This is a genomic window from Streptomyces sp. NPDC111507 (assembly GCF_055638955.1).
The window spans coordinates 1-14,212 of the sequence record NZ_JBVKBU010000027.1 but is presented as its reverse complement, the minus strand read 5'-3'; the positions used below and the strand labels follow the sequence as shown (position 1 = coordinate 14,212).

The following is a 14,212-nucleotide window of genomic DNA, read 5'->3' as shown; positions in this document are numbered from 1 at the left end:
CGTGCGGGCTCGCCCGCACTACTTCTTTCAGTGAGTGAGACTGTCGTTGCGGCTGGACGAGATCCGTCGCGAGATCCACCGCACCGTGCGGCGCGGAAGATGACGCGTGAACCAGATGAGCAACCGGTACCGGAAGCTCGGCATGGAGATCACCCGTCCGCGGCGCACGTCGCGCAGACTCGTCTCGACGAGTCGCTCGGCGTCGAGCCAGAGGAAGTCCGGAATGCTCGACGACCGGATTCCGGCCCGCTCGTGGAATTCCGTGCGGACCCAGCCCGGACAAAGGGCTGTCACGGTGACGCCCGTTCCATGGAGCTCGTTCGCCAGTCCCTCCGTGAGTGAGGTCACGAAGGCCTTGACGGCCGAATAGCTCCCCATCGTGACGAACCCAGCCGTGCTCGACACATTGACGATCGCGCCGTGTCCGCGCTCGCGCATGGCCCGGCCGGCGGCGCCGGCGAGCACCAGCACCGCACGCCCCATGACCTCGATCGCACGGTCATGCGGAGCGGTGTCGGCCGAGGTCATCGGTGCGTGCACGCCGAAACCGGCGTTGTTCACGAGCATGTCCACCGGACGGGCCGGGTCCTCCAACCGGGCGACGACACGCTCGACGTCGGCGCGATCGGACAGGTCGGCGGGCAGTACCTCGACGGCACGGCCGCGGGATTCGAGCTCGACCGCCATCCGGCCGAGCCGCTCCCTGTCGCGCGCCACCAGGACAAGGTCCCATCCGCGGTCCGCCAGAGCGCGCGCGAACGATGCTCCGATACCCGACGTGGCACCGGTGACAAGTGCGACCCGTATACGGCTCAGCACAGTTTCATATGCCATCTACTCGACATCCGAGCTCTCCGCTCGTAGTGATCACGTGGGGGGATGAGCGGGTCCACGCCGTCGATCCCGACACCGGCCTTCCGAGGCACCTGGTCAACAACCCGCTTCTGTAGGGGAACTGAAGATCCAAAAAAACTTTCGTGTTCGATGTCCTTCGATGTCCGACGAGCTCCTTCCGTTAGACCGGGCATGCATCCGTCTTGTGACACGAGCTTCCGCACATGCTCATGCGGACTCAGGGATCGCCCTCTGACCACAGGCCTTCTGACCACAGGCCCTCGGACCGCGCGGCCGAGCGGTGCCCAGCAACATCGGGCACATGTCGCCCGCGCTGTATCCGGCGACGTCCCGGCCGTCGTGATCGGTCGGTCGGCTCCGGATGATCCCTTCAGCCGCACCGTCGGCCTCCACGCGGAACCAAGTCATGTGTCACACATCCACCGGTTGCCCGGTCACACGTGACGGCCCCCGACGGCTTCTCGCACGTTCCGGGGCCTCCGCAGAGTCACCCCCGCTCCCGCCCCAGAAAGTCCGTGCATGAACTCAAACAACGAGACGGCGACCGCGACGCCCGAGACAGCGGGTTTCGACGTGCGTGAGTTCGCCCGTACGGCACACGGCAGCCACCGCGGAACACTCGCACTAGGGGCGCTCGCCGAAGCGCCGCTCGACGCCGAATCCGTCCGGCTCGTTCGCGCGCTGCGCGACATGGAACGTTCGATGCTGCCCCGCATCAGCGACCTGCTCCTCACGGCGACTCACAGGGATGCCCGGGTCACCGCGTTCCTCACCACGTGGATGTTCGAGAAGTACTGGATCGCCGACGCCCTCGACGCGGTCCTGGATGCTTCTCCCGCCACCCGCGACCTCCCTTCGAGCGCCGGTCCGCCGCGGTGGGTACTGGCGGAGCGCCGCGAGCGCCGTGGCCCGATCCGGCACGCCCTCATCGCCAACATCACCGGTACGCAGATTGTCGCCGAACATGTGACGACGGGCCTCGTGGACGAATGGATCACGCAGGCCGCCTACCGGCGGCTGGCCGACGCGTCCTCCGCCATGACGTCGATCATCAACCCCGTGGTGGAGATCAAGCATCGCCACATCCACTTCCTCGCCGAGGAGGCGGACCGGCGACTTCGGTGTTCGGCCCGCGCCCGGCGCATCACCCGTCGCGCTCTGCGGCACTCCGCCTGGCCGCTCGGATCGGTCGATCGCTCCAAGCACGAGCGCGCCTTCTTCGAACGCCATGTCTTCGGCGACCAGAGCGGACGAGCCGAAGCGGGCCGTATCCGCGCGATGGTCGCCGCGCTCCCCGGCATCCGTCCCGGTGTCGCATCCACCGTGGAATCGAGGCTCCTCCCATGACAACGAACGACGCGAAGACCGAACTCGGCAACGCGCATGTCCTGCTGACCGGCGCGACCGGCTTCGTCGGGCAGGCCGTGCTTGAGCGGCTGCTCACCGATCACCCCGCCACTCGCATCTCACTCCTCGTGCGCGGGAAGGGCAGCCAGACCGGGCAGGACCGGCTCCGGCAGCTTCTGCGCAAACCCGTCTTCCAGCGCTGGCGGGACGCTGTGGGCGCCGAAGAGGCCGAGCGCATCGTCCGGGAGCGGATCACCGTGCTCGACGGCAGCATGACCAGCATTCCTGAGCTGCCGTCCCACCTTGACGTCGTCATCCATTCGGCGTCGACCGTCTCCTTCGACCCACCCATCCACGAGGCGTTCGACACCAACGTCAACGGCGCCGTAAGCCTCTACGAGGCCCTGCTCGCCTCCGGATCCGACCCGCATGTCGTCCACGTGTCGACCTGCTACGTCGGGGGACTCCGTCGCGGTGTGGTGCCCGAGGCCAAGCTCGAGCACGACGCCGACTGGCGCACCGAGTGGACCTTGGCGACACAGACCCATGAGCGCGCCGAACTGACTTCGCGGGAGCCCGCGACGCTCGAGCGGTTCATGTCCCACGCCCGCGGCAACCACGGGAAGGAGGGCCCGATCGCGGCGGCCCGCGCGAGCGAGAACGCGCGGCGCGAGTGGGTGCGTTCCCAGCTCGTCGCCGCCGGCCGGCGCCGCGCGCAGAGTCTGGGGTGGACGGACGTCTACACGCTGACGAAGGCGCTCGCCGAACGTGCCGCGGAAGACCTCTGGGGCGAGGCCGGACACCGGCTTTCGGTGGTCCGGCCCGCGATCATCGAGAGCGCCCTCCAGCATCCGTTCCCCGGCTGGATCGACGGCTTCAAGGTCGCCGATCCGCTGATCTTCGCCTACGGCCGCGGCCAGCTGCCGGACTTCCCTGGGCTGCCCGACTCGATCCTCGATGTCATCCCTGTCGACTTCGTCGTCAACGCCATCCTGGCCGTGGCGGCCAACCCGACCCCTGTCGACGAGCCGACGTACTTCCATATCGCCTCGGGCGCGTCGAATCCGCTGCCTTTCCATCGCATGTACGAGAACGTACGCGACTACTACACGCAGCACCCGGTACCCAAGGACGACGGATTCGTCAAAGTACCGACCTGGAAGTTCTCGGGCGAGCGCAGGTTCAACCGAGGCCTTCTGCTGGCGAAGAAGAAGGCCGACCTGCGGGACGTCGCGCTGCGGCTGATGCCGAACGACGAGCGTAAGCGCGCTCTCGCGACCGAGAACGCCAAGCTGCGCGCCGGCATCGCCACCCTCGGCAACTTCATCGACCTCTACCGCGCGTATGCGCAGACCGAGATCATCTTCGACGACCGCAACGCCCGCGCGCTGAACAATGCCCTCCCGGCCGAGATACGCGAGGACCGTGGCTTCGATGTGGAGCGGATCGACTGGGAGGAGTACCTGCAGAAGGTGCACCTCCCCGCCCTCAGCGAGCTGACAGCGGCGTACCGTCGCCGGAAGGCCGCGGCCGCCCGGCCGGCGACCACCCGAGCCAAACGCGAACTGCCGCAGCGTACCGACGCACTCGCTGTCTTCGACCTCGAGCGGACCGTCGTCGACTCCAACATCGTCGAGCAGTACCTCTGGGTGCGCACCGCGGGCTTCCGCAAGGCGGCCTGGCCGAAGGAGGTGGCGGACCTGCTCGCCTCGCTGCCCGGCTACCTCCGCGCCGAGCGGCGTGACCGCGGCGAGTTCATCCGTGCGTTCCTGCGCCGCTACCGCGGCATGCCCCTCGCCCGTCTTGAGGAGGTCGTGCGGCGCGGCTACGCGGACACGATGCTGCGGCACACCAGCGCGGACGCCCTGGCGCGCATCCGCGAGCACCGTGCGGCAGGTCACCGCACCGTCCTGGTCACCGGCTCCATCGGCCTTCTCGCCGCTCCGCTCGCCGACCTGTTCGATGAGGTCGTCGGGAGCTCCATGCACGTGAAGGACGGTGTGCTCACCGGGTATCTCGCGAAGCCGCCGCTCGTCGACGAGGCGAGGGCCGCGTGGCTTCAGCGGTACGCCGAGGAGGGCGGCTACGACCTGGCGGCCTCTTACGGCTACGGCGACAGCCACTCCGACCTGTCGTGGCTGTCGCTGCTGGGCAAGCCCTCGGCGATCAACCCCGACGCCGAACTGACACGCGAGTCCCACAAGAGGAACTGGAACATCTACCGCTGGAAGAGCGGCGGTTCGGGTGTGCGCCGCGACGTCATCGCGGCACGGGCGACGATTCCGACGCACACCGAGGAGAAGAGTGACTGATGGCTTTCGACATAGACAAGTACACGACGAACTCCACCGGCGTGCAGTGGGCCGACCTCGACTTCGACGAGTTCGAGCGCAACCCGCTGTCCGAGGAGACGTTGCGCACGCTGCGCTATATGTGCGACATCGAGTACCACACGGTCTGCTACATGCGGAACCTGCTGACGACCCCGTCTCACAACGAGCCGGCGGTGGGCGCTTTCATGACGATGTGGAACCGCGAGGAGTTCTGGCACGGCGAAGCGCTCGCGGCGGTGCTGGGGCGCCACGGCGTCCGAGTCGACTTCGACGAGCTCAAGGCGACCCGTCTGAAGCTCGGCTGGAGGGACCGCCTGGCGCCGGTGAAGCTGACGGCGATCGGTCGGCTGGTCGGAAACGACTTCGTCGCCGTGCACATGGCGTGGGGCGCGGCGAACGAGTGGTCGGCGACAGCGGCGTACCACCGGCTTGCGGCGCTGGAGAGCCACCCGGTGCTGGTACCGCTGCTGAGGCGGATCGCGCAGCAGGAGACGAAGCACGTCGCGTTCTACGCGTCGCAGGCGCGTGACCGGCTCGCGGCAAGCAAGAAGGCCCGCGTGATCGCCCGGCTGGCCCTCGAGAAGGCCTGGGGCCCGGTCGGATCGGGCGTCATGCCCGAGAACGAGGTCACGTACGTCATGACTCACCTCTTCGCGGGTCCCGAGGGCCGCAAACTCATCCGCGACATCGACTCGCACATCGCGAAGCTGCCGGGCATGGACGGGCTACGCATAGTCGAGGACGCCATGGACAAGCGCGGCATCGCTTCCTGATGCCTTTGTCAAAGTGGCCTGAGTACTCGAGTGGAATGTCACCATTCCAGTTCGTCACAGCGGTAGTTTCGAGCTTGGCGGGCTGACGGCGAGTCAGCGACCGGTTCAGGGACGCTGCGTCGTGCGGCCGGAGAAGCTGAGCATGGTCGGGGCAAGGCCGAATACGGGACTACGTCCGGGGCCTGCTGGGCCCGGTCGGACGTAACAACACCTGGCGGATCAGCCGGTGGGATCCCGGTCAATTCCGCGATGACGTCCAGGAGTACGTGGCCGAGCGGCTCGGCGCCCCAGGCGGCGTCCGGATCATGGATGACACCGGGTGCCATCAGGAAGGGCGTCGTCTCCGCCGGGTTGCAGCGGCAGTACTCCGGCAGCGACGGCAATCCGAGAATTGTCAGCTCGGGGGCGGATGAGCCGTTTGTAGCGGCGGAGGGCGGCTGCAAGTCCGAGGAGAGCCAGGTCAGTTGCGGGGACGGCGTTCGTAACGAGGGCAGTCTGCGATAGCCGGACAGCCACGACATCGTGCGCTCGACGACCCACCCGCGGCGCCCAATCGTTCGCTGGAGTCGGTGCCCTTGCCGGCGATGCGGACGCCGATGCGTTCGCCCCGTAGCCGTCGCCGCAGGTGAGGTACGTCGTAGGCCTTGTCGGCGGGGAGGCGCTGAGGCTGGGAACCGGCTGCGTGGGACTCGTGCCCCCTGTGGAAAGGGGACAGCATCGGCTTCGGGGCATGGCCGTCGTGGGTGTCGGCCGCGGAGAGCCCGACGCGCAGGGGCAGTCCGTTCGCGTCGGACAGGACGGGCCTCTTGGAACTGGGCTTACCCCGGTCCACGGGGCTCGGACCTGTGTGTTCGCCCCCCTTTGCCACGCGGATGTGGGCGGAGCCGAGGGTTGCACGGGGTAGGTCGATCAGATCCTCCTCGTCCAGGAGGCGGAGAACCCTCTGATGCAGCGGTCCCCAGACCCCAGCACGGAACCAGATGACAAACCGACGGTGCACGGTCGCCCTCGACGCTCCGAGGCGCAGTGGCCATGCCCGCCAGGCGCAGCCGCCGACCAGCACGTGGACGATCGCAGCGAAGACCGCCTCATCATCGACGTTCGCGACCCTGCAGCCTTGGGGACGTCCCCTGCGCCGCCCGGCGGCAGCAACGGCCTTGCCACGTCCCACAAACCGTCCGGAACGATCCATCCCCGAAGCGGCGACGCGATCGGGCTCCGTTCCCGAGCGGGTCATCCACCGGGACGCCGTGTAGCGACCCGGTGCTGTCGCTCGACTGATGCGCCACGTCAGAGTCGCCGACCTGGCCCGTCCGCTCATAGTCACTTGACTGATGCATCAGGCCTCAGCAGGTCCCAGGATCGTAGTAACCCGATCTACCGGAGCAGGTGAGGACCTTGCGGACCAGCCGTTGCCCAGTTCACGGCTCTGTAGACACCGATCAGTAGGTGTCGTTGGCGGGAAGACGCGAGAGGACGAATCATGAGTGGGAAGGTCTTCGACACCGATGATGACCCCGGGTGTGCTCACAAAGATCGTGGGCACCGGCAAAATGACCCCGCAGGGTGGGACATCCAGCCCGAGCCGGTGACATGTCGGACGGTCGTGGCTCTTCTCGAAGAGCAGACGCCTCGGTCGGTCATGACAGATCTCCGATACGAGAGCGCAGAGCCGTATTCAATATTCGTAGCATTTAATGCGGGCACCGGTATGGCCATTGAATGGGAACTTGGGCGCGAGCTCCTGATTTCCGGCCGGCGGCGGCTCGCTGGTCTCGGTGATGTTCAAATTTGGCCTGCCGAAATCCGCGGTCATGAGTTGGTGTACATGTCGTTCCGGTCTGGCTGGGAAAAGTTTGTCGTAGCCGCTGCGGCGGTGGTGATCGATGAATTCCTGGAATCCACCTTCGAGGTCGTGTCCCTTGGGGAAGAAACACGTTTTCTGGGTGTCGAAAGTTTCGTCAGTCAGTTGCCAGATGAAGCCTGAAGAGCCGAATCAGGCGTGTCTTCGAGCCTGATCGAGTAATTCCGGCGATTCCTGGGACGTGTACGGGTCGCAACCGGTGTTCCAGTGGCGTGCGGTGCCCGCGGGGAATGGGCATACCCACGCGGTTGAGGACGGCACGGGAGCGACGGTGGTTTCAGGCGCGAGTCGTCTCGAGAGCGGGGAAACCGGCGACGTGTGCTCAGACACTTCGTCGTCGCTCTCGCCTGTCCGAGATGACATACCGGCGCGCATGGGCCATCTGCATTCGTCCCCACGCCACGCGATGTCAACAACGCCACGACCTTCAGCACGGTGCCCCGCCCGCCCTTGGAGAGCCTCGCTTGAAGGTTCGAGACGGTCATCGACGGCGGAACCTCCCTTCATGCGCGCGCTCCGGGCCGGACCGTACCAGCTGGGCATCGAATGGCCATTCCGAACGGATCGACCGGATTGCCGGCCGACGGAGTTGCGAAATCGGCCGACGGACGGCCCGGCGTAGCGCTGCTCGCCGATGTCTTTTCGACCCGCAGGTCGACTGAGCTCTTTCAGCGTGGCCACTGATCGGGTGACGGCGTCGGTACCCGCAACGCACAAGGCTCCCGGGTCATTGTCCGAAGTCTCAACCCATCGGCGCAGGAGCCTTGTTGGTGTCCTGTCCTGCCGCACTCGACCCGCCTCACGCCCTGTTCGGGTGGGTCATGATGCTGATGGTCGCTCGCGAGGGTGACGGCGCTGCAAGCTCCCGCCGCACCAGTGTGCGTGCCCTGGTCGGTCTTGTGTACCTACGCCGCACGCCCCCGCCCATCTCGCGGGCGGCTTCGGTATCTCCGTCCGGCACCGCCTACACGACGGCTGTGGTCGACCTGCTCGCCGACCGCGCACCCCGTCTGCGGCGCGCCCTGCGCGAAGCCAAGCCGGACTACGTGCTGCTGGACGGCGCGGCCGCGAAGTGCGACCGGGTAGGTGACAGCCGGGCCTCTGTGGACCTCACCCGTGTTGCCCGGCCGTGCCCACGACTTGACCGTGGCCCGTACCCACCGGATGATCCGGATCCGCGAACGCCGGGGCGTCCCGGTCCTCGCCGACCGAGCCCACCTGGACTCCGGCCCCTGGATGACAACAACCAGTCGGACGCCCACCCCGCGGCGATCTGTCGCCAACCCAACGCACAGTCAACCGCGCTCTCCCGGCGGCCCGTGCACCCGTGGAGCGGGGCGCGACGCGGCTGCATCCCTGGCGCATCTTCCGCACGGCCCGCTGCAGCCCGAATCGTATGTCGTCAGTCAGAGGGCAGGGCCTGACCGCCTGGCGGTCGTTCATCTCGGGATCACGCCCGGCAGAGTCGCGGGTCCGCCCGGAATCAGGTGATACGCGCCGTTCGCTGCGTCGTAAGAGAGTCGTTTGACTGATGGTTAAGTCTCACCGATATGAGTCACCACACCTGACAGGTACCATGGTGGCCAGAACGACCCCATGAGGAGAGAAGCTTCACGTGCCGTGCCCGATGCCTGCTGTGCCGATGAGTGAACGTGCGGCCCCGCGTGAGCATTCTGTCGCCACGGTCAGCGGAAGCAGCGCGGGAGGGCGGCGCCGGACGTCAGAGGGCGTCGTTTTCGCATGGCCCGTTCCGGTGCGCATGCCCACGCTCACGGCGGCGGCAGGTGTGGGGACGGGGCTGTCGGGAGCTCCGCAGCAGGCGGGACCTGTACGCGTATCATGATCGGGCGGGACAAGGAGCTGCGCACCCTGCGTGGGCTGCTGGCGGACGCTGCGGCCGGGCACGGCAGTGCGCTGCTGGTCCACGGCGCCGCTGGTGTCGGCAAGTCGGCTCTGCTGCGTACGGTCGGGGCCGAGGCCACCGAGAGCGGGTTCAAGGTACTGCGCACGTCCGGGGTGGAGCCGGAGCAGTGGCTGCCATTCGCCGCGCTGCAGCTGCTACTGCAACCGGTCGCCCATGACATGGAAGACCTGTCGGCGCCGTACCGGTCGGCGCTGAGCGGTACGTTCGGCGTCAGGGACACCGAGTCCGAGATATATCGGGTCGGGATGGCAGTGCTTGAACTGCTCGCCGACGCGGCCAACCGGCAGCCGCTCCTACTGCTGATCGACGACGTGCAGTGGATCGATTCCTCCAGCAGGGACGTGCTCAAGTTCGTTGCCCGGCGCACCCGCGACCTCGCCGTACAGGTGATCGCAGCCGCCCGGATCCACTACTCCGAGTCGTACGTGCTCCTGGACCTCCCTTTGGAACCGCTCGACCGACCGGCCGCCGCCGAATTGCTCGATGTCGGCACGCCCGACCTGCCGGCGCCGTTGCGGGAGCTCATCCTGGAGCGTGCCGCGGGAAATCCGCTGGCCCTCGTGGAGCTGCCCAAGGCGGTGCAGGGCGTGACCGCGCAGATGGAAGACCTGCCGCTGACCCAGCGGCTGGAGGACGCGTTCTCCGCGCGTACCGATTCGGTGAGCCGGGAGTGTCGCACGTTGCTCCTGGTCCTTGCCGCCGAGCCGGCCGCGCCCCTGAATCTGCTGCTGGACGTGTCGAGTCGCCTCAATGACTCGGTGGTCTCCGTCGACGCAGTGCAGGAGGCGGTCGACGCGGATCTGGTCACCTTGGTCGGCTATACCCCCGAGTTCCGCCATCCGCTGATGCGCACGGCGATCTACACCCACGCTACGCTCGCCGATCGACTGGCCACTCACCGTGCCCTCGCATCGATGATGGGCGATACCCCCGCGCGTCAACTTGCCCACGAGGCAGCGGCCACCATCGGGCCGGACGAGGAACTGGCCGCCCGGCTCGAGCGTTTCGCCGATGCGTCGCAGGCCCGAGGGAAGGTGGCGGCTGCCGTCCCGGCACTGCGTCAGGCGGCTGACCTTGTCCTCGATGCGCAGCGCCGGACCGGCATCCTGGTCCGGGCGGCCGAGCTGTCCAGCGAGATCAATGACCGCGTCGGTGTCCAGATGCTGCTGGGCCGCACCGACATGAGCGAGCTGGGCCGGGTGGGGCGGGCTCGCCTCATGGTGGTGTCCGACAGCTCCGCTTTCGAAGCGGGCGAACCTCAGCGGCGGATCCAGGACATGGTCACCGCAGCGGCCGGAGCGTTCGACGCGGGAGCTCGAGACGTCGCGGAGAACCTGTTGTGGCGTGCCGCCGCACGATGCTACTTCCAGGACGGTGACGCGCAGGTCCGTGCTCAGGCCGCAGCAGAACTGGATCGATGGAACCCCGATCAGGATGCCCCCCACCGGCTGGCGGTGCGGGCGTACACCGAGCCGTACCGGCACGGGGCTGACGTGATCGCGCGGCTCGACGGAATCAGCGCAAACCGTCAAGACGGCCGGATCCTGCATTTTCTCGGTAGCGGTGCCATGGTCATCGGCGACATCAGCCGCGCCGCCCAGTACCTCACGCTGGCGGCTGCGGCGTGGCGGTCGGAGGGCCGACTCGGGCTGCTCGCCCGTTCGCTGGCCACCAGCTGGCCGCAGGTGTACCTCGGTCAGCTCGAGCGAGCTCGTGAGGAGTCCGCCGAGGGGCTCATTCTGGCCGAGGAGACCGAGGAATGGATCGTCTGGCTGGGACTGAAGGCTACGGCCGGCCTGGTGGCGGCGCTGCGCGGAGAAAACGATCAAGCAGTCCGGATGGTCCGCGAACTGCGCATGCACAGCCTGTTCCCGAGCATGCCGTTCGTCACCGTGATGGCGCAGCAGACCGACGGCCTGCTCGCGCTCTTCGACGGCCGCGCAATGGAGGCATACGACGTTCTCTCTCGCGCGTTCGATCCCGCTGACCCGCACTACCACTCGGTGAGTCGCTGGCTGCTCGCGCCGGACCTGGCGGACGCCGCAGTCGCCGCGGGCACCGTGAAGCAGGCTCGGGAACTGCTGGCCGACCTTCCGGAGCTGGCCGGACGGCTGCCTTCGGAAATGATGGTGGTGGCTCACTCGTACACCGACGCGGTGCTGGCTCCGGACGACACCGCGGAGGAGCGCTACGCCGCGGCCTTGACCGCACTGCCGGCCGACTGGACGCTGTCGCGTGCCCGGCTGCATCTGAACCAGGGCCGCTGGTTGCGCCGCCAACGCCGCAACGTGGACGCCCGGCACCCGCTTCGACTCGCTCGCGACGAGTTCGACCGGGTCGGCGCGCAGCCCTGGGCCGAGATGGCCCGCGAGCAGCTGCGTGCCACCGGCGAGTCGAGCGGCCGACGGCACACGAACACCAGCGAGCAACTGTCTGCCCAGGAAATGCAGATAGCCGTGCTGGCGTCACAGGGGCTGAGCAACCGGGAAATCGGCCAGCGCCTGTTCATCTCGCACCGCACCGTCGGAGCACACCTGTACCGCATCTATCCACGCCTTGGCATCACCGGCCGGGGCAAACTCGCTGCCGCACTGGCCGCACTTCACGAGGAACAGCCCATGTCCGACGTGTCCAGCGCCCCAGAGTGACATCTGAACTGTCCTGCCCTGTAGGGAGGGTGGGAAGGATGCCGCTCTGCCGAAGCCGTATCCGGATGAGTTCCGCGAAGGTGTCGTGCGGGTCGCAAGGAACCGCGGCCCGAGTGTGACGCTGGAGCAGGTGGCCGCCGGCTTCGGAGCCCACGTGATGACGCTGTCGAAGTGGATGCGCTGTGCGGACATCGACGACGGGGTGAAACTCGCAATGACCACGCAGGCCAAGGTGGAACTGCGGGAGGCGCGTCGGCCCATCAAGTTGCTGGAGCAGGAGGACGAGGTCCTGCGCCGGGCCGCGGGCTCCATGTCGCAGGCGAATCTGCCGGGAAAAGGGTCTACCCGCTCGTGAAGGAGCTGGCCGTGGACGGGGTTCCCGTCACGGTCACGTGCCGGGGACTCAAGCTCGCCAGACAGCCCTACTACCACTGGCTCAGATCAGGTTCGCACCTGGTGACCGGTACCGCGATCGAGGATGCCCATCGCGCGACGCATTCTTCGACGCCCACTGTGACGACCCGGAGTTCGGCCACCGCTTCCTGGCCGATGAGGCCCGCAGCGCCGGGGCTGCCATGGCCGACCGGACCGCGTGGCGGATCTGCCGGGACAACAGTTGGTGGAGCGTGTTCGGGAAGAAGCGCAGCACCAAGAAGGCCGGCCCACCGGTGCACGACGACCTCGTCCGCCGTGACTTCAGCGCCGACGGCCCGAACCGGCTGTGGCTCGCGGACAGCACCGAACACGCCACGGGCGAAGGGGAGTTGTTGTATCTGGGCGCGATCAAGGACGTCTTGAGTAAGAGGATCTCCGGCCACCCCATCGACACGCGGATGTAATCCCGCCTTGCCGTCGCGGCCCTGGACAACGCTGTTGCCCGGCGCGAGCACGCTGCCGGGTGCATTCTGCATACGGATCGCAAATCTGGTCACGGAGATTCGTCCGGGCACTCGACCGTCACTGGATCGCCGGATCCATGGGGAGCGTCGGAGTTGCAGGCGACAACGCAGCCATGGAGTCCGTCTTCGAGGGACGCATTCCGGATGCAGCGGCCTTGCGTGTGCACACCGAGCGCTCGGGCGAAGTGCTGTCAGTCGCGAACGTCGAATCCTGGACCTGTGAGAGACGTACGGAAACGACTCGTCCCGGAGAGGAAGGCCAACGCGTGCCGATTGAGTGGTGGGGTGAATCTGCGGCCGGGGTGGCCCCTGACTGCCGCCAGGGGCCACTCGCAGGGCCTACTGCTGCTGCAGCCAGTCGCTGAACCGGGTCTCGGCGATATGCGCGTCAGGTCCCGGTACGAGCGTGGTCTCCTCCAACTCGGCACCGGAGTACGGGGCGCTCGGGTCCGTGACGACCGTGCGGGCGTCGTCCTTGTCGGCGAGCACCTGACGGATGAGTTCGTCGAGTTGGAACACGTCGGGGCCGGCGACCTCCACCACGCCGTTGACCGGGGCACCGACCGCAGTGCGGCCGACGGCAGCGGCCACGTCGTCGGAGTAGATGGGCTGGAACCTGACGGGGGCCAGACGCACGGTGTCGCCCTCGGTCGAGATGTCAGCGATCCCGTTCACGAACTCGAAGAACTGAGTGGCGTGGACGATGGAGTACGGGTTGCCGGAGGCCTTGATCAGCTCTTCCTGGGCCTGCTTGGCACGGAAGTAACCGCTCTCCTGAAGGCGGTCGGTACCGACCACGGACAGTGCCACATGGTGCTGCACGCCGGCGTCTGCCTCGGCCTTCAGGAGATTGGTGGTCGAGGTACGGAAGAAGTTCATGACGTCTTCGTCGCCCCACGAGGGGGAGTTGGACACGTCGACGACGACCGTCGCGCCCTGCAGGACCTCGGCCAGACCCTCGCCCGTCAGGGTGTTGACACCGGTGTTGGGCGAGGCCGCGACCGCGTCGTGCCCGTACTCGTTGAGCTTGCCGACCAGCTTCGAGCCGATGAGCCCGGTTCCACCGATCACTACGACCTTCATAGCGGTGTCCCTTCGTAGGTTTTCATGGTGCGGCGCGCATGTGCGACGAGTTCCTCGTCGACGCCGAAAGAATGTGGATTTGCACTAGGAGAGACCGGACAGCAGCTCTCCTTGTGACAGGGGTTCGTAGGAATCAGTAAAATTCCCGGATGGGCTCTCGATGGCCTGGTGTGCGCGGGAGGGTGAGGCTGTTTCCCCAGGTCGCTTCGCGGTCCCGCGGGTGGTTGGCCGGTGTACTCGAAGGAGTGGCCTGGTGCGCCGCCGTTGCTTGCTTCGCAGCGTTGTCCGAGGTTATTCGGCGAGCTTTCCGTCGGTCGAGACTTCCTCCATCAGCGTGGAGATCTCGTCCGGGATGCCAGGAATGGTTTCGCGGGTGATGCCCGTTGTCGGGGACCACACGAGATTGACCCGCAGGGCGGGATCCTGTTCGGGGTAGTCGCTGCGGTTGTGGCAGCCACGTGTCTCACGACGTTCCAGAGCCGTTTC

General features: G+C 67.2%; 9 protein-coding genes and 4 pseudogenes. 9 read left to right on the top strand and 4 right to left on the bottom strand.

What is annotated here, in order from left to right; all coding sequences use genetic code 11:
• Positions 1-27 precede the first annotated feature (27 nt).
• Positions 28-834, bottom strand: coding sequence for an SDR family NAD(P)-dependent oxidoreductase (locus tag ACZ7M2_RS49085; protein ID WP_471600823.1), 807 nt, complete (start codon positions 832-834; stop codon positions 28-30).
• A 540-nt stretch (positions 835-1,374) separates the two neighbouring features.
• Here ACZ7M2_RS49085 and ACZ7M2_RS49080 point away from each other — a divergent pair.
• The 4 genes and pseudogenes from ACZ7M2_RS49080 to ACZ7M2_RS49065 all read left to right on the top strand — a co-directional run.
• Positions 1,375-2,202: a hypothetical protein gene (locus ACZ7M2_RS49080; RefSeq protein ID WP_471600822.1), complete on the top strand. Its 828-nt coding sequence runs from the start codon at positions 1,375-1,377 to the stop codon at positions 2,200-2,202.
• The gene (locus ACZ7M2_RS49075) at positions 2,199-4,514 is read left to right on the top strand and encodes an HAD-IB family phosphatase (RefSeq protein ID WP_471600821.1); all 2,316 of its coding nucleotides are present in this window, start codon (positions 2,199-2,201) and stop codon (positions 4,512-4,514) included. Before ACZ7M2_RS49080 ends, ACZ7M2_RS49075 begins: the two co-directional genes overlap by 4 nt.
• Complete coding sequence (locus tag ACZ7M2_RS49070; protein ID WP_471600820.1) at positions 4,514-5,308, top strand: ferritin-like domain-containing protein; 795 nt, start codon at positions 4,514-4,516, stop codon at positions 5,306-5,308. The genes ACZ7M2_RS49075 and ACZ7M2_RS49070 overlap by 1 nt, the downstream gene beginning before the upstream one ends.
• Positions 5,309-5,466: 158 nt before the next feature.
• Positions 5,467-5,712 (top strand): annotated as a pseudogene (locus ACZ7M2_RS49065) (transposase); the annotation flags it as partial.
• Position 5,713: 1 nt separating this feature from the next.
• Here ACZ7M2_RS49065 and ACZ7M2_RS49060 read toward each other — a convergent pair.
• Positions 5,714-6,520: pseudogene (locus ACZ7M2_RS49060) on the bottom strand (IS5 family transposase); the annotation flags it as partial.
• 271 nt (positions 6,521-6,791) lie between these two features.
• On the opposite strand from ACZ7M2_RS49060, the gene ACZ7M2_RS49055 reads away from it, so the two are divergent.
• From ACZ7M2_RS49055 to ACZ7M2_RS49035, 5 genes and pseudogenes are all read left to right on the top strand, one after another.
• Positions 6,792-7,295, top strand: coding sequence for an SsgA family sporulation/cell division regulator (locus ACZ7M2_RS49055; protein WP_471600819.1), 504 nt, complete (start codon positions 6,792-6,794; stop codon positions 7,293-7,295).
• 644 nt (positions 7,296-7,939) lie between these two features.
• Positions 7,940-8,580, top strand: a pseudogene (locus ACZ7M2_RS49050) (transposase family protein); the annotation flags it as partial.
• Positions 8,581-9,011: 431 nt separating this feature from the next.
• A complete protein-coding gene (locus tag ACZ7M2_RS49045; RefSeq protein ID WP_471600818.1) occupies positions 9,012-11,744 on the top strand; it encodes an ATP-binding protein in 2,733 nt (910 codons plus the stop codon).
• 115 nt (positions 11,745-11,859) lie between these two features.
• Positions 11,860-12,099 (top strand): transposase, encoded by a 240-nt coding sequence (locus ACZ7M2_RS49040; RefSeq protein ID WP_471600817.1) that lies wholly within the window; start codon positions 11,860-11,862, stop codon positions 12,097-12,099.
• 220 nt (positions 12,100-12,319) lie between these two features.
• Positions 12,320-12,583, top strand: a complete 264-nt coding sequence (locus ACZ7M2_RS49035) for a hypothetical protein (protein WP_471600816.1) — start codon at positions 12,320-12,322, stop codon at positions 12,581-12,583.
• A 399-nt stretch (positions 12,584-12,982) separates the two neighbouring features.
• Here the strand turns inward: ACZ7M2_RS49035 and ACZ7M2_RS49030 are convergent, their stop codons facing one another.
• The gene (locus tag ACZ7M2_RS49030; RefSeq protein WP_471600815.1) at positions 12,983-13,726 is read right to left on the bottom strand and encodes an SDR family oxidoreductase; all 744 of its coding nucleotides are present in this window, start codon (positions 13,724-13,726) and stop codon (positions 12,983-12,985) included.
• Between the two features lie 291 nt (positions 13,727-14,017).
• Positions 14,018-14,212 (bottom strand): annotated as a pseudogene (locus ACZ7M2_RS49025) (succinate dehydrogenase); the annotation flags it as partial.